The organism is Faucicola osloensis, assembly GCF_020041925.1.
Classification (GTDB): domain Bacteria; phylum Pseudomonadota; class Gammaproteobacteria; order Pseudomonadales; family Moraxellaceae; genus Faucicola; species Faucicola osloensis_D.
Map to the genome: position 1 here is coordinate 1,656,378 of NZ_CP083409.1, position 22,202 is coordinate 1,678,579.

The window sequence follows — 22,202 nt, forward strand, 5'->3', positions numbered from 1 at the left end:
CCAAGGAAAATACCATGTACGCTGAAGAAACCACCACCAATAACCAAATCAAAGATATCATTGCCCGCGAAATTTTGGACTCACGCGGCAACCCAACCATTGAAGCCGATGTGATTTTAGCGGATGGTACTATCGGTCGTGCAGCAGCGCCATCGGGGGCATCGACAGGTTCACGTGAAGCGCTTGAGCTGCGTGATGGTGACGCATCACGCTATCTGGGTAAAGGGGTTAAAAAAGCCGTTGCCAACGTCAACCGTGAAATTCGTTCATCACTGGTTGATATGGACGTATCAAAACAACAAGACATTGACAACAAATTATTAGCGCTTGATGGCACAGAAAACAAAGAAAAATTGGGCGCCAATGCGACCTTAGCAGTATCTTTAGCAGCAGCCCGTGCCGCCGCACAATCACAAAAACTGCCACTTCACCAGTACATTGCCAACCTGCGTGGGCAAACATCACTATCGATGCCTGTACCGATGATGAATATCCTAAATGGCGGTGCCCACGCGGACAACACCGTTGATATCCAAGAGTTTATGATTGAGCCTGTTAATTTTACCAGCTTCAGTGAAGCCTTGCGTGCAGGTACAGAAGTGTTCCATAGCCTAAAATCTGTGCTAAAAAAACAAGGCTTAAACACCGCAGTCGGTGATGAAGGTGGCTTTGCACCAAACTTACGCTCAAACGAAGAAGCGATTACTGTCATCATGCAAGCGATTGAGCAAGCAGGATATACCGCAGGTAAAGACATTTACTTAGCGCTTGATTGTGCCTCATCAGAGTTCTACCATAAAAACGAGCAAGGGAACGGTCAATACGTACTTGAAGGCGAAGGCAATAAAACCTTTAGTTCAGAAGGTTTTGCGGATTATTTAGCCAGTCTTGTGAGTCAATACCCAATTATCTCGATTGAAGATGGTCTAGATGAAAGCGATTGGGATGGCTGGGCGTACTTAACGCAAAAATTGGGCGACAAAGTACAGCTCGTGGGTGACGATTTGTTTGTGACCAACCCAAAAATCCTACAAGAAGGTATCGACAAACACATTGCCAATGCGATTTTGATTAAATTCAACCAAATTGGTACTTTATCAGAAACCTTAGACGCCATTTATCTAGCGAAGAAAAATGGCTATGCCACTGTCATCTCACACCGCTCAGGTGAAACTGAAGACAGCACCATCGCTGACTTAGCCGTGGGGACAGCTGCAGGTCAAATCAAAACAGGTTCACTGTGCCGTTCTGACCGTGTTGCCAAATATAACCAATTGCTTCGTATCGAGCAGATGGTTACTGCAAGCTACCACGGTGCTGACGAGTTTATCGGTTTACGTAACCCAAAAGCCTAACTTTAAAAGCTTAGCTACAAAAGATTAACTCTAAAAGCTTAAATTTTGAAGCTTGATAAAGCATTGAAGTGATAAAAACCTTAACCCATGACATTGAATTTGCTACAATGCGTGGGGTAAGGTTTTTTTATGCCAAAAGTTTTTATTATTGAGTGCTGTCATGACTTATTTGCGTCAACTGTTTATGATTATTTTTGCGGTGATTGTGTTGGTATGTCTACAATACCAGTATTGGTTTGGCACCAATGGTCGTGGCGATTTGGCAGCGTTAAATAAACAAATCAGCGAACAGCAATCCATCAATAGTGATCAGCAAAAAGCCAATGAGGTATTGCTTGCCGATGTTAAAGACTTAAAAAACGGACTTGAAGCGGTGGAAGAACACGCTCGCTCTGATTTAGGTTTAATCAAACAAGGTGAAACCTTTGTGCAAATGTCGACCGCTAGCAGTGTGTACAGTACCGATATCATCACACCGACCGCCCACAACACCGCCACGCCTCACCCATAAAAACTACCAAAGTTATATTTGTCTCAATTTTTACTGTCAACTGTTTACTTTATTGTTGAAAAGACGCCATGTCAGAACTTAATGCGATACCTGCCAATTTATCTAACAACTTTACGATTGACACCGTGGTCGTCGCTGCAGGCGTTGGCAAACGTTTTGGGAGCCAGATGCCAAAACAGTACAGCCATATTGGCAGTCAGACGGTGCTCCAACACACCATATCGGCGCTAAGCAAAGTCCACCAGCTAAATACTTGCTATTTGGTAATTTCTGAAGAAGATACGATTGCCAAAACACTTAACTTTAGCATGCCAATCGAGTGGGTAGTGGGGGGCAAAGAGCGAATGAATTCAGTGTTTAACGCTGTGCAAACGATCTGGCAACAATATCAAAATCCCATCCGTAACAAAGCCTTCAGTGATAAGAATAGTCATCATACGTATGGTAATCATTGGGTGCTGATTCATGATGCTGCGCGTCCTTGTGTCAATCCAAGCGATATAGAAAAATTGATCACGCAGACCACGCAGCAATTTTTGCAACAGTCGCCTCAACAGTCACAGCAAGAGCATGGGCAGGAGTCAGCGGGTGGCTTACTAGCAGTACCGGTGCGCGATACGGTCAAACACATCATCCATTCACAAGACAAAGTGTTGGCACAAAAAACGCTTGATCGCAGTCAGTTGTGGCTAGCACAAACCCCGCAGATTTTCCCATTGGCAACATTGTATGATTATCTAACCCAAGCTATTGAGCAAACGATTGCGTTTACTGATGAAGCCAGTTTATTTGAGCATTTTGGCAAACAGCCGTTATTGGTGGAAGGCAGTCATAGCAATATCAAACTGACTTTTCCAGAGGATTTGCAGTTTGCGCAGGTGTATCTGGCAAAACCTTAGCAAAAATGGCTTGGTAACAAATTGAGGTCACCGCTAAAGAGCGCATAAGAAAAGAAGCGCACGAGCAAAAAACGGCAAAGAGAATTTATAAAGCCACAAAGACAAAAAAGCCATACTAAATTAGCATGGCTTTTTAACTGTATTTTTTAGCTAACACTAAAAAAATTGGCGTCCCCACGGGGATTCGAACCCCGGTTACCGCCGTGAAAGGGCGATGTCCTAGGCCTCTAGACGATGGGGACACTAGCACGCTTAGTTTATAGCGTGACCTCGACCGCTTTCACCGTTAATGTCGAAGTGGAGCGTATAATATATATTTTTATTTTTGCCGTCAACTGTTTTTTATGTATTTTTTTATATTTTTAACAATTAGCCCATCATACGGTGACTCAAGATAGTTGGTAAAGAGACAGGACAAGCGCATTAGACAACTAATGCGCTTAATTACAGTGTTTTCTAAAAAGTATTTTCTAAAAATTTTACGCCTTGCTTATGAGTGATTATTTTGATGCGACTCAGTTGTTGTGTGAGCATGCGTCGTATGAGATTGCGGCGGCAGATTAGCGGCTTTATTTTTTAAGTGATAGCGAATCCAACAATGGGTTACGATGCTAATCACAATCGATAAACTGATAAAACCCAAAATAGTCATCCAAATATTCATTTGTACGCCCATAGTGATCTCCTTTTCTTTTATCACCTTTTTTTATCAAGTGGCATTAGCTTTTATCAAATATTGTTCAGGTTTAGTGTAGCAGGTCTAGCTAACAGTATTGAGCCATTCACGTAATGATGTGTGGTAGCGATGTTACTGGCTATTTTGCTTGTGCCAATCGTGGTATGAAATAGCGGTAGCAAATAGAAAATAAGCAGCGATACTTTTTTCGCACTTTAGGCTAGTTTTACGTTACTATTCATCTTTTCAACCGCTTATTTTATCAATGCCATTTTATGACAACGATGATGGCGTTTTGGCAACTGACACGGTTGCAGCAAGGAAAATAATTATGAAAGTAGTCATCAGTGATGGCATCGAATATGCCCTAAATCTTAATTATCGTACCATCGATATTGAATCGACCGACTATACCAATATTGCAGCAATTGTAGTCACGATGACAGACTTGCCGCGTGTGTATCAAGATATTGAAGATTTAGGTTTTGCCATTCCGATATTTGTGGCGATTGAATATGGTGATGTAGTGCCTGATGAATGGCTACCCAATGTGTATGGTGTGCTAGAGCTGGCAGATGATCAAAAGTTTTATAACGGACAATTGGTCAATGCGGCGGCGGCGGATTATATCGCCACGCTCGATCCGCCTTTTTTCCAAGCCTTGATGGACTATACCGACTATGGCAATGCGGCGTTTGACTGTCCCGGGCACCAAGGCGGACAGTTTTTTCGTAAGCATCCTTCGGGCAGACGCTTTTATTTATACTTTGGGGAAACGCTCTTTCGTGCCGATTCCTGTAATGCCGATGTCCGTCTTGGCGATTTGCTAATTCATGAAGGCCCAGCTTTTGAGGCACAAGCGCATGCGGCGAAAGTTTTTAATGCAGATAAAACCTACTTTGTGCTTAACGGCACTTCCTCTTCCAATAAAATTGCGATTGGTGCCTTAGTGGCGCATGGTGATTTGGTGCTGTTTGACCGTAACAATCACAAATCTGTGTACCAAGGCGCCTTAACCATGGCAGGTGGTACGCCTGTGTATTTAGAGACCGACCGCAATGCGTATGGTTTGATAGGCGGCATTCCTGCCCATTGTTTTGATGAAGCCGAAATACGCGCGCGTATTCGTGAAGTTGCGCCCGACAAAGCCGATAATGTCCGCCCATTTCGCTTGGCGGTAATTCAGCTGGGCACGTATGATGGCACTATTTATAACGCCCGCCAAGTGGTCGATCGCATCGGGCATCTGTGTGACTATATTTTGTTTGACAGTGCTTGGGTGGGTTATGAGCAGTTTATCCCGATGATGCGTGATTGCTCGCCCCTGCTACTTGAGCTGGGTGAAAATGATCCTGGAATTTTGGTCACCCAATCGGTACACAAGCAACAAGCGGGCTTTTCTCAAGCCTCACAAATCCATAAAAAAGATAACCATATCAGCGGGCAAGCCCGTTATGTCAATCATAAACGTTTTAACAACTCGTTTATGATGCACGTATCGACCTCGCCGTTTTACCCGTTGTTTGCCTCACTTGATGTCAATGCCAAAATGCATGAAGGAAAAGCCGGTCAGCGCATGTGGCATGAGTGTGTCATCGGCGGTATCGAAGCACGTAAAATGCTGCTAGACACTTGTACCATGATTTTGCCATTTGTTCCGCCTACAGTAGATGGGCAAGCTTGGCAAGACTACGATACCGAAACCATTGCCCATGATATTCGTTTTTTCCGCTTTGAGGCGGGGGCGCGTTGGCATGATTTTCAGCATTATGCCGATGACCAATACTTTATCGACCCGTGTAAATTGCTACTGACCACGCCAGGCATTGATATGCAAACGGGCGAGTATGAAGCGACAGGGATTCCTGCCGCGATTTTGGCACATTATCTGCGTGAAAGCTCGGTCATTCCAGAAAAAGCCGATTTAAACTCAATTTTATTCTTACTGACGCCTGCCGAAACCTTGGCAAAATTCCAGCACTTGGTCGCCCGTATCGTCCGTTTTGAAAAGCACATTCGCGAAAACAGCCCCGTCACCCAAGTGTTACCGACGCTGGCTAAGGCATATCCGCAGTACCGCAAACTGACCATCAATGAGCTGTGCCAACTCATGCATAACTTCTATGCCAAGCATCAGCTGAACAAACGACAAAAACAAATGTTTGAGCGCGAACATCGCCCCAAAGTTGCTATAAGCGCGTTTGATGCCCATAACGCCTTTATCCGTAATGAGGTTGAGCTGGTATCGCTGCATGACATCAAAGGCAGAATCGCTATGGAAGGGGCGCTACCATACCCACCGGGGGTGTACTGTATCGTACCTGGCGAAGTGTGGGATGGGGCAGTGCTGGACTACTTCTTGGCACTGCAAGAAGGGGTTAATCGCTTGCCAGGCTTTGAGCCAGAAGTGCAGGGCGTGTACTGGGAGTATGATGACCAAGGTAAAAAGGTCGCCTATGCTTATGTTTTAAAACAGTCTCACCAAATTTGATTGACGGTTTTTGATTCATAGGCTTTCTCGGTGAAGTCTATGTTTGGCGCGTTTGCAGCAGTAACCAATGCCGCAAAAATTGGTCTGTATAGGTAGGTGCGATGTTATTTAATTAAATGATAATCATTATTATTTACATTCTCAATCTATTATTGGATAATGACGGCTCAATTTTTTAAGAGGCAGTCAAACAATGACAATGAAAGATTTTCGTATCTACATGAGGCTTGGGCACCGCTATGTTGGATTCTTTATGGTTGGCATTATGCTGGTCTATTCGCTAAGTGGCATGTTGCTGGTATTTCGCGACACTGATTTTTTAAAATCTTCAAAAACTATCAAGCAAGTCGTGGCGACTAATCTTGATGAGAAAAATTTAGCCAAAACCCTAAAAATGAAAAACATCGATTTTAGGGAGCAGCAGGGTGATATACAGGTTTTTAAAGATGGACAGTACAATGTTAAAACCGGTGAGGTGACTTATACTAGCAAAAAACTGCCTGTGGTATTAGATAAAATGGTGAATTTTCATAAAGCGCCCTCTAAAGGTAGCATGGGTGGGCTCAATGTATTGTTTGGCATGAGTTTATTGTTTTTTGTGGTGTCGAGTTTATTTTTATTCGCCCCAAGCTCCAAAATTTTTAAGCGTGGCTTGGCGTTTGTTGCCGTTGGGGCGGTGTTGTCGGTGATTTTGTTGATGTTGTAAATTACCCTAACAAAAAGTTTTTCAGCAGCGTTTTGGCGCCTTCGGTGGCGAAGGATTCTGGGTGATATTGCACCCCTTGAATCGGATAGTCACGGTGGCGAATGCCCATGATTTCATCGCCTGCTAGACTGGCATCTTTGAGGTTTTTATCACTATGTTGCTCACTAGATACCACGCTGGTCACTACCAAACAATCGGGGAGTGAGGCGGCGTCGACCATGAGTGAATGATAACGCATGATGTCAAGCTGTTGTGGTAAACCTTGATACACGCCTTGACCATCGTGGCGAATCGGTGACGTTTTGCCATGCATGGGCACATTGGCTCGCACCACTTGACCACCAAAAAAATGCGCAATGCCCTGCATGCCAAGACACACGCCTAGTAGCGGTATGGTTTTGCCAAGCTCAGTAATGACCTCACCACACACACCAAAATACGCAGGGTCATCGGGCGAACCTGGACCGGGGGAGATGATAATGCGGTCAGGATTCATGGCTTGGATATCCGCCAAGCTAATCTCATTATTGCGTTTCACAACCACGTTAAAAGGTTGATTGTCTGCGGCTAAAATCTCACCAATATATTGGTATAAGTTAAAGGTAAAAGAATCGTAGTTATCAATAATTAACACTTGCATAGTCAACTCTAAAAATAGGTTTGGCGGTTATTCTAAACGTTTAAAATACTGCTGATATCCCTTGCTATCATGCGTATCTAGTTGGTGTATCGTCATGATGGAGCAGACTTTACTGCACTGGCGCAAAATTGGACAGTACAACTTTCATCGCAGACAATTTACGCTGGATTTCTTCATATTCGTCTTCAGGATTGGAGTCATATACATTGCCGCCGCAAGTTTGCGCATACGCTTTTTCGCCATTGATAAACAGCGAGCGAATCGGGATAGCAAAAATACAATCCCCATTAAAACAAAACTGACCGAGTGCGCCACCGTAAGCGCCGCGACCATCGGGTTCTAGCGTATTTATAATTTTCATCGCTTCAATTTTGGGTGCGCCCGATAGCGTGCCTGCGGGAAAATTACTGGCAAGCGCGGTGAACATATCATGATTAGGGTCAAGAATACCGACGATTTCACTGGAGATATGCTGGACATGTGAAAAGCGCTTGATATCCATTAAGTTACGCACTTTTACCGTCCCAAAGCGTGCCACCCGCCCGATATCATTACGATGTAAGTCCACCAACATATTATGTTCGGCGATTTCTTTGGGGTCATTGAGCAAGGCGCGTGCTAATTGGCGATCTTCGGTCTCATCCTTGCCGCGTTTGGTGGTGCCTGCCAGTGGGAAGGTTTCCATCTCACCATTGCGCAATCGGAACAACAACTCAGGGGATGCGCCGATGATTTTTTGGGCGCCAAATTTGACATAGTACATATGCGGTGACGGGTTGACTTCGCGCAGTTTACTATAAATTGGCATGCTATCGCCTTGGATGCGATAATGCGACTTGAAACCCACTTCACACTGAAAAATCAGCCCAGCTTTAATGTCTTCTTTGACTTTCATCACCGCTGCCGCATGTTGCTCGCGGTTCATCCCATCGCCTAAATGTTCAGCAATTGGCTGGGTATAGTCAGGCGAAATAGCAGTCAATAATGACTTGATTTCGTCAATACGATTGCTTTGGTGGTCGGTATCGTAATAATAATAAAAAATTTCACCGGTCATCTTATCAAGGCTTAACCCATCTAAGTAGACCCCGAATTTGAACGGCTCGAAATCATCACTGGTTTGAATATTAAGGGTCGGCTCAAAAAAATTGACACTATCAAATCCCAAAAAACCGACCAATCCGCCGGTATGGCTACGTGAAATCACATGCTGTGGGGTGATTTCGCGCAGTAGTTGGTAAGGATTGTCACAGGTATAATCCGTGCTTTCCCCCGTGCGATTGTTGATGATAGTTAAGGTATGGCGGTCTTTTGCCAACACCGTCATCGCAGGGTCAAAGCCGATGGCATGATGACGTGAAATATAGCTTTCTTCGCCCAACGATTCCAGTAAAAAACAGGTAGCGTATTTGGCTTCGATGCGTTTAAAGAGTTCAAAAAAATCAATGTCTTGTGCAAGTTTAATCAGGCTTGGTTTGCTGGCAAGGGCGATTTTGGGCGGTTCGGCGTGAGTAGTCATCATGGTGTCTTAAATTTATAGTATGCTAAATTTACCGTATCTTAAATTTTAATCAATGTTTCAGTGTTCTAGTATGATGATACATTGTAATCAGATTAACCCCTGCTTGCAACTCTTTTATGGCATGCCAGTTATTTTCTCACTGATTTTCGTCACTCTTCTAATCACCCCAAAGTATGATACTGTGATGGGCTTATTTACGCTTGAACCCATTATCAAAGACTTATTGGGTTAAATGACTCAGATTTGGCAATAATTGGTTGATATCGTGTTGACCATACGCTTTTGCGCCCCGTGATACGGTCGCAATGCCCACCCCCAAGCGCTCCGCGATTTCGCGTTGTGGTAGCGCTTGCTGAAACAAGGCAAAAATCTGGATGCGATTGGCGATTTCTTTTTGTTCTTTTTCAGTCAGTAGCGCTGCCAAAATTTCGCGGATAAAGTCACTATCATTGGTTTGGCTCAATAGCTCAACCAAATAATCATAGGCGGGTAGGGATGATGGCGAAGTGTGTGGCATAGTAGTTTTTTTAAGTAAAAGATGACAAGTAACGCATTTCAATGTTCTAGTATAGTGATACATTTTGCGAAGTTTAGCAAGTGAACTCAATCGATTTTTATCCCTTTAGAAAACTAAAGAGGTGCGATAACTGGTTACTTTTGATTACAAAAGCGCAAATAACTGAATATTTAATCAAAGCTTAGTCGACACAAAGTCGCTTTAGCGAGGTCATACAATATGGTTATAATAAAATTGCTTAGTTAAAAATCTAACTGAGTTTATTAATTATGAACAATGACTATCAATCATAATTTTATAACCGCGCCGTTGTCTTTAGTTATTGTGTAGCAGTCTTAATGGGCAATTAAGAATGGGCAGTTAAGATCAATGTCAAAAGGTAGCAGCGCGGTTTAAAGAGTTAGCTAACGCTAATGTTATTCAATACTAATCTTATTCAAAATAGGGCACTTCATTATGACAACCAACGCTAAGAACAACAGTGATTTTTTGAAAAATATGGTTTTTAAAAAGGTCGAGCACCAACCACAGCGGGCGGATTATCAATCCAACCAACCTGGTAATTCGATGCCGTTTAGTGACGCCCGTGGTAACTATCAGCGTAATATCGGCTTTGATACCGGACGTTTTAAAGACAGTAAAGTCTATATCGTCGGCGGCGGTATTGGCGGTTTAGCAGCCGCGTATTATTTTATCCGAGATGCCCATATCCCAGGCGAGAATATTACCTTTTTAGAAGAACTAGCGGTGCAAGGCGGCTCGCTTGATGGCGCTGGTAATGCCAAAGACGGGTATATCATGCGCGGCGGTCGTGAGATGATTACCACCTATGAGAATTTTTGGGATATGTTCCAAGATATACCTGCGCTAGAATTACCAGAGCCTTATTCAGTGCTTGATGAATACCGCCTGATCAATGACAATGACCCCAACTATTCTAAAGCACGGTTGATTCATAACAAAGGCGAAATCAAAGATTTCCACAAGTTTAATCTCAACAAAGCCGATCAACTTGCCATCGTCCGCTTATTACTAAAAAATCAAGACGAACTCGATGATCTCACCATTGAAGATTACTTTAGCCAAAGTTTTTTGGACAGTAATTTTTGGACGCTATGGCGTAGTATGTTTGCTTTTGAAAACTGGCACAGCTTACTTGAGTGCAAACTTTACATGCACCGGTTTTTGGAAGCCTTAGATGGCATCAAAGATATGTCGACCCTGTTATTTGCCAAATACAACCAATATGACAGCTTTGTGGTACCTGCGCAAAAATTTTTACTCAATAAAGGCGTTAAACTACAAAGTGACACGTTAGTGACCGCGGTTGATTTTGAGCAGCAAGGCGACAAAAAAGTCGTTAAAGGGCTGACAACTACCCAACAAGGTCAACAAGTCCATATCCCTGTACGGGACAATGATTTTGTGATTATTACCACAGGGTCAATGACGGAAGATACGCGCTATGGCACCAGTGACACTGCGCCTGATGTCCGTCTAACTGATGATAACATGGGAAAAACGAAAGGTTGGGTACTGTGGAATGACCTTGCCAAACAATCCGCTGTATTTGGTCGTCCAGAAAAATTTAACCGTCATGTACCCAAATCTGCCTGGATGTCAGCAACATTAACCTGCAAAGACTCGGCGCTTTTACGCAAAATCAGCGAAAAATACTGTGTCAATCCGCCACTATCAGGCAAAACAGTCACAGGCGGTATTGTTACTATCACCGATTCCAACTGGCTTATGAGTTTTACTATTAACCGCCAACCGCAATTCCCTGACCAACCTAAAGACGTGGTGGTGATATGGGTGTATGGGCTATTGATGGACAAAAAAGGCAACTATGTGCCAAAAACCATGCCAGAATGTACCGGGCATGAAATTGTGACGGAGCTGCTATACCACCTAGATTTGCTTGAGCAAAAAGATGATATTTTAGCCAACACCATCGCCAACACCGCCTATATGCCGTATATTACTTCGATGTTTATGCCACGTGCCAAAGGTGACCGTCCACAAATTGTACCCGAAGGCTGCACCAATTTAGGTCTCATCGGTCAATTTGTTGAAACCAACAATGATGTGGTGTTCACCGTTGAAACTTCGGTACGCTCGGCGCGGGTCGCGGTGTACACCCTCACAGATAGCAATAAGCAAGTGCCTGATATCGTGCCAACCCAATACGATATTCGCAACATACTCCGCTCTGCCAGTACACTCAACGATGACCAAGGCTTTATCGGGGAGGGCATACTGCGCCGAGTGCTCGCCAATACCTATTATGAGCATATCTTGCCACCCGTCGCCAAAAAAGCGCACAAAGACAGCTCCTTGATGCAGACGCTTGCCGAGCAATTTGAAGTAGTCAAAGCCTTTTGGCATAAAGAAGGCCATAAAGATGAGCAAAAAGCGCAGGATAAAAAATAAGCTTTGATAAACATTTGTCATCAAGCCGAAAAATCCTCCTGCCGATAGGGGGATTTTTTATCAGCAAAATTTCCTTTGCGCCTAAAAACCCTATTTCGTAAATCGGTGGTTTCAAGTATATTAAAGGTAAACTCACACATCATAAGGAACAAGTGATGAAACTATATACCATGAATTCCCCGCCAAACCCCCGCAAGGTCGACTTATTGTTAAAAGTCAAAGAACTTGATATCAATGATATTCATAATTTACAAGTCATCAACGTGGATATTGGCAAAAATGAGCAAAACTCACCGGAGTTTTTGGCGGTCAATCCACTGGGGCTGTTGCCTGTATTAGTGCTTGATGATGGCACTGTGCTCAATGATTCACACGCCATTTGTGAATACCTTGATAGTCGACTCGCAGGCAATGGTAAGCAAGTGATGGGCTCAGACCCTATACAGCGCGCCAAAATCACCGCCATGTCACGCAATGCGGAGTTTCACGTGCTATATAACATGATGTTGGCTTTCCAGCATGGACATCCATCTCGCGCCTCGGTGGGCAACCAAGTGCCTGGTATGGCAGAAGAGAGCATCAACCGCGTTAAAAAAGCATTGCCATACTTTGACAAGCTATTATCGAGTCATAAATACTTGCTCGGTGATCGACTCACCTTCGCTGATATCGTGTTGTATGTTGGCTTGGATTTTGGGCGAGTGATGAAGTTTAATCCAAAAGATGCCAGTGTGGTGGGTGACCATGTGGCACGTTTTTATGCGCAAATGAGTGAGCGTTTTGGTAAAAAATAACGGTTGTTGAGATAAAAAAGGGTAAGGTATATGCCCTTTTTTTATTTGTAGTGGTTATTCATTGCTTTTATTCAGCGCTTCTATGCAGCGTTTTTTGCAGCGCTTTTTTCAATAGCGCTAGGGTTGTGATCACGACTGATTATTAGCCATTAATGCACTAATGCCATGATATAGGGTGTCATTGACCGGGGTGTCAATGCCATGCTTATCACCCAATTCGCGAATCGTCCCTGCAAACAAATCAAGCTCACAGCATCGCCCTGCTTTTAAATCCTGTCGCATCGAGGGCATGCCTTTGGGATCTAGCGCATCCATAATCGCCAGCCATTTTTTGAAATCTTCCTCGGTCAAAGTTACGCCTTCAGCGTGTGCCACTGTCATTACTTCACGCATGGCGGCTTTGAACATGTCGCGCGCTTCACCCGCTTGTTGCACGGTATCAAAGGTGCCTTGATACAATGCCACGGTTTGATTGACGCCGGTATTTAACATCAACTTGCCCCACAGCTGGCGCGGCATATCATCGCTCACTGAATGCGGAAAATTCACTAGATTAAAGAGGGCATCGACTTGTCGCACGCGTGCACGTTCAGCGCTATCAGTTGTCATCGTGCCAATGACCAATTGTCCATGATCGCGATAAATCAGTTGGCTACCATTTTGCCCATTTTTTTCATGCGGCTCATTTTTCATGGCGTCCATTTGCTGCGCCACACAGTACACAATGCGCTCGTCACCAAAGGCGTTTGCCAACACTTTTTCGCTGGCGATACCGTTGAGGGCAGAAACAATCAGCGTATTGTCGCCAAGTTGACTTTTGATGAGCGGTAACACCTCGTTTAACTGATAAAATTTGGTACACACCATCACCAAATCGGCGGGCGTGGTGATGGCGTTGGGTGTGACATAGTTGAGTTGTAATGGCTCGCCATTCACCAATAAACTTTGCTGTTGGTAGCGGTTGACACGGTCACTATCAGCGACGATACGCAGGTTCTCAAAAGGCATATTTGGGGCTAATAGACTGGCAAATAACGCCCCTAATGCGCCAAATCCAACAATGGCAATAATCGGTGAATCGTTCATCTTTTTTCCTGTTATTTTGCGACATTGATTAGAGTTATGATAAAGTTTAGCAGATTTTTGCTCGTATTTTAAAAAAGGAAACACAATGAAATTATTAAAAATGGCTGTGCTTATGGGTTGTTTATGGGCTGCTTATGAAAAATCAGCAACAAACTTTGCAAGAACTCATGCCAGCATTTGAGCAAAAAATTGAAAAAATTACCCAATCAGCTCAAAAAACCACCCAAATCATTAACCATAAAGCAAGTAAGAAATAATGAATCTATCCAATGTTAACGATGCTGCATCTGTACTAAACGGCGCGTATTTTGTCACAGGTACCGACACCGAAATCGGTAAAACCACCACCACTGCGCAATTGGTCAAGAATATAGCTCAGCAAGGCAAAAGTGTATATGCCATCAAGCCAGTCACTGCAGGTCTAGAAACCGATGACAACGGGCAAACCTATAGCGATGATGCAAGGCGCATCAATCAATTTGCCAATGTCAAACCGCCGCTTTCTGCCATTGCGCCTATCCAGCTAGCGACACCTTGCTCACCACATATCGCCGCGCAGCTTGATAACGTGACACTCACCAACACCCAATTAGTCGATACCATCCATAAGCCCATCGCAGCTTATCCTGCCGATGTGATTTTGGTTGAAGGGGCAGGCGGCTGGTTTACGCCTATTAACGAGCAAGAAACGCTTGCTGATGTGGCAGCCGCGCTCAAATACCCTGTCATCTTGGTCGTCGGTATCAAGCTTGGTAGCCTTAATCATGCCATGCTAACCCTACAAGCAATTTGGCAATCAGGGCTGAAAGTCGCTTTGGTTGTTTTTAACCAATTACAGACAGACACGCCGTTTGTCGATGCGCAAATTGACTGGTTAAGTCAGCAAATTTTACGCAAGTATCCTGGGTATCAAAACAAGCCACCCTTGATGGTCAAACAAGGCGTTTTAACCCATTAAATTTTTATCCAATCACATTGCATTTTGGCATAAGTTATGGTATAAATAGCGGCTTTAAATTTACTAGCGATTTTTTGACGCTTGCTTAAAATGGTTTTGATTGACGCAAGTCAAGTTACTAGCCGTGAGTAGCTAATTTTAAGTACGCCGCCAAAAGATTAATTATTGATTCAAACTGAGATACTCAACATTAGAATCGTTGAAACCCTAGCTTTTTTTAGCTTCAATGATATGCGAGATGTGCGAGTATCAGTTGTGACAGGCATGAGCAGCCCTCATGCACACCGATTAGGAGTAAGCCATGTCTCGAGTATGCCAAGTGACTGGAAAACGCCCAGCGGTAGGTAACAATGTTTCTCACGCAAACAACAAAACCCGCCGTCGTTTTCTACCAAATCTACACACCCATCGTTTTTGGGTAGAGAGCGAAAACCGCTTTGTTAAGCTTCGCTTGACTACCAAAGGTATGCGTATCATTGATAAAGTTGGTATTGACCAAGTTTTAACTGATATGCGTGCTCGTGGCGAAAAAATCTAATTTTTGCCTTTTCATATTCTTAGGGAGCAATTGCGATGCGTGATAAAATCAAATTAGTTTCAACTGCAGGTACGGGTTATTTTTACACCACGACCAAAAACAAACGTACTATGCCAAACAAAATGGAAATCAAAAAATTTGATCCAGTGGTACGTCAACATGTTGTATTCAAAGAAGCTAAAATCAAATAATTGACTGACACAGTCTATTTGACGCGCTATTTGATAAAAAAGTGGGTAACTTAGGTTAACCCACTTTTTTTATGTGCAAAAATTATAAAATCGCTAAAAAATTGGCAGAAAATATCAGTTGCTCCCAATCGCTACCATGATGGATGGTAAGACGAATTACAAGGCGTCTTGGTAGCCAAAACAGCCAAAACAGCCAAAACAGTTTATGTTACTTGTGCAGTTGGTGGCTACTTAAGCTATGGGCATCGCTAGTAGCACTGGCGGCAGTCGATGGGGATATGACAACCGCAGGTAAGGGTTTCAGACTGTTTTCAAACTCTGGCAATATCGCTTTAATAGCCTCACCCATCACCAATTGCGGCTCAGACGGCTCAAAGCCCATCATTTTTTCCCGTTCAGCAATGCGTTTGCTGGCGGCTTCAAACGCAGGTTGAAAACGGCGAAGCTTGGGTAAGCTTTCAGCAAAAAATGCTTGTCCAAAGTAAGTATATTCGGCTTCATTAGAACAGCCAAACGATGATTTATTCGCCGCTGAGGCAGTAATGACTAGGGTGTACGGCGATTTTAAATCATTGATAAATGAGCCAGAATAACAGGCTGATACCACAATGACGCGCCATTTAATGCCAGATTTATCCAATGATTGGCGTAGCCATTTGGCATCGACATTATCGAGCGCTAGCGGTGGGTTCGACATCTCAATCACCTTGTCACCCCCATGCGAGGTTAAGGTCAAAAATAGCACGTCTTCATTGACATCCATTTTTTTGGCGATACTTTGCAAAGCGCGTTCAATACTGGTTTTACTGGCAATCGGTAGCGCAGAGAGGGTATTGGCGTTGTTAATGAGTTCCACCGAGCGTCCTGCTGTGCCAAATTGATGGTCAAAGTAATCTTTGGTCAGCTCAATTTCCGAACGGAATACGTCTTGCTCGCCATGACCTGCGACACCCATAAAGTACCAATCATGTATAGTCGGGCGTTGCGGCTGCACGTTATTTAGCATATCAGCCAGAAGCTCAGGCTGGGCATAAAATGCCGCTTCAGTGACCACGGGTGCGACGGGGTCAGATTGAAAAATCGGCTCAGATTGCACGTTTTTTTGCCACACACTGAGTACGGCAAACGCACCCAGCATAATCAGGACACGCTCAATCCATGACCAGCGTAATTGATTGCCAAAAATCCACAGCAGCGATAATGACTGCCAGACAAACGCTAATACGAACACAATACCAATCGTATCAAACGTCCATTCAGGTAGCCAGCCCAAGTCTGATATAAACTGAATCAAGCTTTGCACTAGCATCATGAAAGTATCAGCACACAGCCACAAAATCGCCGGCACAAAAATTAGCATGGCATTAAAATGCCGTTTGGCAAGAATCAATCCCGCCACCAACATCACCATCGGCCACACCAAATAACTAATCAGCCCTTGTGGATTAAAATGGGTGGCATCTTCAGCAACGAGCCACGAAAACAGCAAATTACTCGCCAGTGCCGTCAATCCAAACAACAAAAACTGCCATACGGTGGGCTTGACCCAATAAAACGCGCGTTTTGAACCTATTAGCATGTGACCCGTGGCACGGATATTGGCGATGACGTTATGAGAGAAACGTTTGAGCGGGGTTAAATCAAGATCGGTAAGAGAAGTTGGCAAAATATCCACACTGTTGAAAGGCTGATTCTAAATCGGTAGGAGAGTAGCCATAAAATGATAATACAAAATAGCGATGGGGTGTTAACAACTTTATCAATCATTCGTGTTTAGAATCTTAACTATCAACGTCAGCAAAACATACGCCTAAAAAATTAATTTATCTAAAACTGCTAATAAATGAATAAAATTTTCTATTAACCTAAAATTATGAAATTATTTATCATAAAAATAGATTGTATGATATAATAAAATATGTGCTATGATGGTATTTTAGGCTATTTTACTTGGTTTAAGTGTGGTATGTTTCATAAATAAAAAGTGGTATTAAAAAGAGTTTTAGACGGATGATAGTATTTAACCAATTTAAAAAATTTTTGGCACACGATATGGCGGCGGGTATCGTGTTGGCGTTTGCCGCTGTGTTGGCGATGCTGGTAGCAAACTCTCCGATGAGTGACATATACGAGCATTTTTTGCATCTGCCTATTTCGATAAAAATCGGCTCTTTTAGTATCGATCATCATTTATTACACTGGATCAACGATGGCTTGATGGTGGTGTTTTTCTTTTTAGTGGGGCTTGAGCTCAAGCGGGAAATGCTAGTGGGTGAGCTATCAGACGTCAAAAAAGTCGTCTTGCCTGCAATTGCTGCGGTCGGTGGTATGATGGTACCGGCAATTTTTTATGCCGCATTCAATTATCAGCACGCAGATTTAATGAAAGGTTGGGCGATTCCTGCCGCGACAGATATTGCGTTTGCCTTAGGAGTGCTGACTTTACTGGGCAATCGCGTGCCCGCCGCGCTCAAAGTATTCTTGGCATCGATTGCTATTTTTGATGATATTGGTGCGATTATCATTATTGCGTTATTTTACTCATCGGGTCTGTCCATGGCGGCACTGGCTTGGGTTGGGGTATGTTTGGTGATATTGTGGCTCATGAATCGCTTTAACGTGACCCGTACCACCGCTTATATAATGATTGGCGTTTTGCTATGGGCGGCGATGTTAAAGTCGGGGCTACATGCGACGCTTGCCGGTGTGCTGCTTGCGCTATTCATCCCAATGACAGACAACAAGCACCCTGAGCATTCACCCCTCGAATCGGTTGAACATGATTTGCAAGACACAGTCAGCTTTATTATTTTACCGATTTTTGCGTTTGCCAACGCGGGCATTTATCTCGGTGGTACGGGGATATCCTCGCTGCTGCATACGGTACCGCTCGGCATTGCCCTAGGGCTGCTGCTGGGCAAGCCGATTGGGGTGATGTTATTTAGTTGGCTTGGCGTCAAGCTTGGGTTAGCCAGCTTGCCTACCAATGTTGATTGGCGACAAGTATTTGGCGTGGCGATTTTATGTGGTATTGGCTTTACTATGAGTTTGTTTATTGGCGGGCTTGCCTTTGCGGGGCTTGAAGTCAAACCGTTTGACGAACGACTCGGCATTATTTTAGGGTCATTATTGGCAGGTATGTTGGGGTATTTTTACCTCAAGAAAGTCTTACCAACCCAAGCGCTGACACAGCAGGTGAGTAATCCTGAGGACCATACCTATATTCGCTAAACTATTCACCCAAGGGCATTGTAACGATAAATAAAATCTACAAATGATAGCAACGAATATTGCTATCATTTTTTTATACCAATAATTTTGTGATCAGGAATAAGGAAAACACCATGACAACTAATAAGATAAAGGGTAAAAAAGCCGCATGGTTGGGCGGTGGTGTGGCAATAATTGGTCTATTGGCAAGTTGCGCCGGCGTGGCGTACCAATCGCTGCAAAATGGTAAGTTAAGCGATATCAAAGAAAGCATTGATAGTGTACCCAAAAAAACGCTGACCCTAAAAGGCACATTTACCCAAAGCTTAGAGCAATCTGAATTTAATGACGGTACCACCAAATACCATGTATTTGACCCAAACAACCTGTTAGCCGAGTATGCAAAAGCGCAAGGTCAAACGGGCGTGTCGATTAATTTACCTGTCTGCATTGAAGGGCGGGTGACTGAAAAAGGACGTTACGGACATTTAGGAAAATATCCGTATGAGCTGTGGGTGGATAAAATTTGCCAGTCCTAGACCAGTGCTAGATAAGCAGCTTGTCTGACCCTCAATCATTGACGATCAGGATCAATCTCAACCAAATCAATGGGCTGGGTATGCAGCGAACCGTCTTGAATCGCGGTTTGTAGTGGATACTTGATGCGCTCTTCGGCGATGATTTGTCGCGACACATGCTGAATCAACTGACGTAACCAACGATGCGCAGGGTGATGCTGTAATAGTGGCGACCACGCCATCGTCAATTCAAACTCTGGAATAAAAAATGGCGGCTCTTTAATCACGATATCATCATTATTTGCCTGCATACGCGCCACCCGAGTCGGGAGTGTAGCAATTAAATCTTTATTGGCGGTGAGCATCGCAGGCATCTGATAATGACGGGTAAAGACACTGATTTGACGTTTCTGACCGAGGCGTTGTAACGCCGCATCAATCGAGCCAAGTCCACCAGATTTTTCGGGATTGACGCCAAAACCCACACCCATGCCTGTTTTAGAGACCCAAACGTGCTGAGCTTTAAGATAATTTTTTAGGTTAAAGCGATTGACATACGGGCTGTCAGCCGACAACAAACAACTAAAAGTATCACGCCAAATCAACACTTGGTGAAAGCTTTGCGGTACCTCGTTAAAACGATTAATCGCCAAATCAACACGCCCTTGCTCCATATCTCGATACGACACATCCGAGGGCGTCAAAAAGTCCAAAATCACGTTTGGGGCTTCACTGCGCAGCGCTTTGACCAACCTAGGCACCAGCGTCGCTTCGGCATAATCTGACGTCATAATCCGAAACACACGACTTGAGGTATAAGGACGAAACTCAGTACGTGGCTCTAATAACTGGGTTAAATCCGCTAACAATTCGCGTACGCGCGGCTGTAATTCAAGCGCCCGCTCCGTCGGCGTCATGCCTTCAGATGAGCGAATCAACAAGGGATCATTAAACAACTTACGCAAACGACGTAAAATATTACTCATGGCTGGCTGGGTAATGCCGAGTTGCTCAGAGGCTCTGGTGACGTTTTTTTCTCGAAGTAACACATCAAGATGCACCAAAAGGTTCAAATCCACACGTTGTAAATCCATAAATTACTGTTTGTCTAGTTAAAAGTTAAGAAAAAAAGGCTAAAACCGCTAGTTTTAACAGAGCTAAAACCTAGCAATAAAATTTAAGTTATTGATTGTATTATACTATATTTTAAATAAATACTAAAGATACGAATCATTAAATAGCTAAATTATGAATTAAAGGGTATAGTGCATTCATTCCATTATTTAAGCCAACTTAAAGCTTTATTAGTGCCAAAATAGAATTCTTAATTTTAACAGACTATTTAATATCACTGTAAGAAATATCACGTATTTTGTTAAAAAAATTGTTAGACTATTTTGGATATTTAGTTTGTGTCTTAAAGATTATTTATATTTTCGGTGTTTAACGCTCGCTAAATATTGGCTTACTTAAGACTTTTGCCATTATCACAATACAACAATCATCCTAAGTTTTTTTATCCCACCGTCCTCAACAGGAGACTGCTATGTCAACTTACGTTTCAGCGATTGACCATATCCGCGAACTAAAAGCCAAATATGGTAACTGGAAAAACATCAGCGAAAATGATGCTGCGCGTTTGGTTACCCAAAACCGTTTTAAAACAGGTTTAGAAATCGCTCAATACACTGCCGACATCATGCGTCGTGATATGGCAGCTTATGATGCTGACAAATCAAAATACACCCAGTCTCTTGGTGCATGGCATGGCTTTATCGGTCAACAAACCATGTATGCAGTAAAAAAATACTTCGGTACTACTGAACGTAAATATATCTACCTTTCAGGTTGGATGGTTGCTGCGCTTCGTTCAGAATTCGGTCCACTACCTGACCAGTCTATGCACGAAAAAACCGCTGTGCCAAAATTAATCGAAGAAATCTACACTTTCTTACGTCAAGCGGACGAAAAAGTATTAAACGATTACTTCCGTGAATTAAATGCGGCGCAAGAAGCAGGTCAAGATACTAAAGCCATCTTAGACAAAATCAACAACTTTGAATCACACGTTGTGCCAATTATCGCTGACATCGATGCAGGTTTTGGTAACGAAGAAGCGACTTACTTGCTCACCAAACAAATGATCCAAGCAGGTGCTTGTGCTATCCAAGTTGAAAACCAAGTATCAGATGCTAAACAATGTGGTCACCAAGATGGTAAAGTTACCGTACCACACGAAGACTTCATCTCAAAACTCAACGCGATTCGTTATGCGTTCTTAGAGCTTGGCATTGACAACGGTATCATCGTTGCCCGTACTGACTCTGAAGGTGCATCATTAACGCAAAAACTTCCTGTGTCACGTGAGCCAGGCGACCTTGCTTCACAATACTTAGACTTCTTAGAAGTTGAAGAAGTAACTTTAGAAAATGCAAGCGAGTACGATGTTCTATTAAAACGTGATGGCAAATTGGTTCGCCCAACTCGTATGCCAAACGGCTTGTACTCATTCCGCGAAGGCACCAACATTGACCGCGTGGTACTTGACTGTGTGACTGCCCTTGAAAACGGTGCTGATCTACTATGGATTGAAACACCAACACCAGACGTCGCGCACATCAAATCAATGACTGACCGTATCACTGCACAAGTGCCAGATGCTAAACTTGTTTACAACAACAGCCCATCATTCAACTGGACGCTTAACTTCCGTAAACAAGTCATCGCAAAATGGGAAAAAGAAGGCAAAGACATCTCAGCTTATGACAAAGCAAACTTAATGTCTGCTGACTACGACAACACTGAGTTGAATACCGCGGCTGATGAACTAGCGCGTACCTTCCAAGCTGATGCGTCACGTGAAGCCTGTGTATTCCACCACTTGATCACTCTACCTACTTTCCACACTGCGGCATTAAGTACGCACCAGTTGGCAAAAGGTTACTTCGGTGATAAAGGTATGCTAGCTTACGTTGAAGAAGTACAACGTAAAGAACTTCGCGAAGGCGTTGCTGCGGTTAAGCACCAAGCCATGGCAGGTTCTGACATCGGTGATGATCACAAAGAAATCTTCTCAGGTGAAATGGCACTTAAAGCGGGCGGCGCCAAAAACACTGCCAACCAATTTGGTCACTAATTCATCATAGATTGATTGAGT

The 22,202-nt window shown here is 43.5% G+C and carries 21 protein-coding genes and 1 tRNA gene; 14 read left to right on the forward strand and 8 right to left on the reverse strand.

The genetic code is table 11. The features are described 5' to 3' along the window. The first annotated feature begins 14 nt into the window (after positions 1-14). From eno to ispD, 3 genes are all read left to right on the forward strand, one after another. Positions 15-1,355, forward strand: a complete 1,341-nt coding sequence (gene eno, locus LAJ61_RS07335) for a phosphopyruvate hydratase (protein ID WP_224053397.1) — start codon at positions 15-17, stop codon at positions 1,353-1,355. Positions 1,356-1,515: 160 nt separating this feature from the next. Continuing rightward, positions 1,516-1,866, forward strand: a complete 351-nt coding sequence (locus tag LAJ61_RS07340) for a septum formation initiator family protein (protein WP_224053398.1) — start codon at positions 1,516-1,518, stop codon at positions 1,864-1,866. A gap of 68 nt (positions 1,867-1,934) precedes the next feature. Then, on the forward strand, positions 1,935-2,765 hold the full coding sequence (ispD, locus tag LAJ61_RS07345) for a 2-C-methyl-D-erythritol 4-phosphate cytidylyltransferase (RefSeq protein ID WP_224053399.1): 831 nt from the start codon (positions 1,935-1,937) through the stop codon (positions 2,763-2,765). 166 nt (positions 2,766-2,931) lie between these two features. Here the strand turns inward: ispD and LAJ61_RS07350 are convergent. Next, positions 2,932-3,007 (reverse strand) — tRNA-Glu (locus LAJ61_RS07350). 248 nt (positions 3,008-3,255) lie between these two features. After that, positions 3,256-3,441, reverse strand: a complete 186-nt coding sequence (locus LAJ61_RS07355; protein ID WP_101964857.1) for a hypothetical protein — start codon at positions 3,439-3,441, stop codon at positions 3,256-3,258. Between the two features lie 331 nt (positions 3,442-3,772). Here LAJ61_RS07355 and speC point away from each other — a divergent pair, with 331 nt between their 5' ends. Continuing rightward, positions 3,773-5,932, forward strand: a complete 2,160-nt coding sequence (gene speC, locus LAJ61_RS07360; protein WP_224053400.1) for an ornithine decarboxylase — start codon at positions 3,773-3,775, stop codon at positions 5,930-5,932. A 193-nt stretch (positions 5,933-6,125) separates the two neighbouring features. Beyond that, positions 6,126-6,638: a hypothetical protein gene (locus tag LAJ61_RS07365; protein WP_224053401.1), complete on the forward strand. Its 513-nt coding sequence runs from the start codon at positions 6,126-6,128 to the stop codon at positions 6,636-6,638. A gap of 1 nt (position 6,639) precedes the next feature. Here the strand turns inward: LAJ61_RS07365 and LAJ61_RS07370 are convergent, their stop codons facing one another. The 3 genes from LAJ61_RS07370 to LAJ61_RS07380 all read right to left on the reverse strand — a co-directional run bounded on the left by LAJ61_RS07370 (position 6,640) and on the right by LAJ61_RS07380 (position 9,317). Further along, positions 6,640-7,278 carry an anthranilate synthase component II gene (locus tag LAJ61_RS07370; RefSeq protein ID WP_224053402.1) on the reverse strand — a complete coding sequence of 213 codons (639 nt, stop codon included), beginning with the start codon at positions 7,276-7,278 and terminating at the stop codon, positions 6,640-6,642. Positions 7,279-7,387: 109 nt separating this feature from the next. Then, entirely contained in the window at positions 7,388-8,800 is a 1,413-nt protein-coding gene (locus LAJ61_RS07375; protein WP_409034960.1) for an anthranilate synthase component I family protein, read from the reverse strand. A 220-nt stretch (positions 8,801-9,020) separates the two neighbouring features. Next, positions 9,021-9,317 (reverse strand): Trp family transcriptional regulator, encoded by a 297-nt coding sequence (locus tag LAJ61_RS07380; protein ID WP_224053403.1) that lies wholly within the window; start codon positions 9,315-9,317, stop codon positions 9,021-9,023. Between the two features lie 456 nt (positions 9,318-9,773). On the opposite strand from LAJ61_RS07380, the gene LAJ61_RS07385 reads away from it, so the two are divergent. After that, complete coding sequence (locus LAJ61_RS07385; protein WP_224053404.1) at positions 9,774-11,750, forward strand: oleate hydratase; 1,977 nt, start codon at positions 9,774-9,776, stop codon at positions 11,748-11,750. 155 nt (positions 11,751-11,905) lie between these two features. After that, positions 11,906-12,544 (forward strand): glutathione S-transferase family protein, encoded by a 639-nt coding sequence (locus tag LAJ61_RS07390; RefSeq protein WP_224053405.1) that lies wholly within the window; start codon positions 11,906-11,908, stop codon positions 12,542-12,544. A gap of 129 nt (positions 12,545-12,673) precedes the next feature. Here the strand turns inward: LAJ61_RS07390 and LAJ61_RS07395 are convergent, their stop codons facing one another. Further along, a complete protein-coding gene (locus tag LAJ61_RS07395; protein WP_224053406.1) occupies positions 12,674-13,630 on the reverse strand; it encodes a ketopantoate reductase family protein in 957 nt (318 codons plus the stop codon). A 134-nt stretch (positions 13,631-13,764) separates the two neighbouring features. Between LAJ61_RS07395 and LAJ61_RS11165 the strand changes: the two genes are divergently transcribed. From LAJ61_RS11165 to rpmG, 4 genes are all read left to right on the forward strand, one after another. Next, complete coding sequence (locus LAJ61_RS11165) at positions 13,765-13,887, forward strand: hypothetical protein (RefSeq protein ID WP_257621660.1); 123 nt, start codon at positions 13,765-13,767, stop codon at positions 13,885-13,887. Continuing rightward, entirely contained in the window at positions 13,887-14,588 is a 702-nt protein-coding gene (bioD, locus tag LAJ61_RS07400) for a dethiobiotin synthase (protein ID WP_224053407.1), read from the forward strand. The genes LAJ61_RS11165 and bioD overlap by 1 nt, the downstream gene beginning before the upstream one ends. 301 nt (positions 14,589-14,889) lie before the next feature. Beyond that, the gene (gene rpmB / locus LAJ61_RS07405; protein WP_007116088.1) at positions 14,890-15,126 is read left to right on the forward strand and encodes a 50S ribosomal protein L28; all 237 of its coding nucleotides are present in this window, start codon (positions 14,890-14,892) and stop codon (positions 15,124-15,126) included. Positions 15,127-15,161: 35 nt separating this feature from the next. Beyond that, positions 15,162-15,317 carry a 50S ribosomal protein L33 gene (rpmG, locus tag LAJ61_RS07410; RefSeq protein WP_007116087.1) on the forward strand — a complete coding sequence of 52 codons (156 nt, stop codon included), beginning with the start codon at positions 15,162-15,164 and terminating at the stop codon, positions 15,315-15,317. 208 nt (positions 15,318-15,525) lie between these two features. Here rpmG and LAJ61_RS07415 read toward each other — a convergent pair whose 3' ends face one another. Then, entirely contained in the window at positions 15,526-16,983 is a 1,458-nt protein-coding gene (locus LAJ61_RS07415; protein WP_224053408.1) for a C13 family peptidase, read from the reverse strand. Between the two features lie 347 nt (positions 16,984-17,330). On the opposite strand from LAJ61_RS07415, the gene nhaA reads away from it, so the two are divergent. Beyond that, positions 17,331-18,548, forward strand: coding sequence for a Na+/H+ antiporter NhaA (gene nhaA / locus LAJ61_RS07420; RefSeq protein ID WP_409034999.1), 1,218 nt, complete (start codon positions 17,331-17,333; stop codon positions 18,546-18,548). Between the two features lie 113 nt (positions 18,549-18,661). After that, positions 18,662-19,066: a tellurite resistance TerB family protein gene (locus LAJ61_RS07425; RefSeq protein WP_224053410.1), complete on the forward strand. Its 405-nt coding sequence runs from the start codon at positions 18,662-18,664 to the stop codon at positions 19,064-19,066. Between the two features lie 35 nt (positions 19,067-19,101). On the opposite strand, the gene LAJ61_RS07430 is transcribed toward LAJ61_RS07425, so the two are convergent. After that, entirely contained in the window at positions 19,102-20,139 is a 1,038-nt protein-coding gene (locus LAJ61_RS07430; RefSeq protein WP_007116083.1) for a LysR family transcriptional regulator, read from the reverse strand. 452 nt (positions 20,140-20,591) lie between these two features. Here LAJ61_RS07430 and LAJ61_RS07435 point away from each other — a divergent pair, with 452 nt between their 5' ends. Continuing rightward, positions 20,592-22,181, forward strand: a complete 1,590-nt coding sequence (locus LAJ61_RS07435; protein WP_224053411.1) for an isocitrate lyase — start codon at positions 20,592-20,594, stop codon at positions 22,179-22,181. The last annotated feature ends 21 nt before the right edge of the window (positions 22,182-22,202 follow it).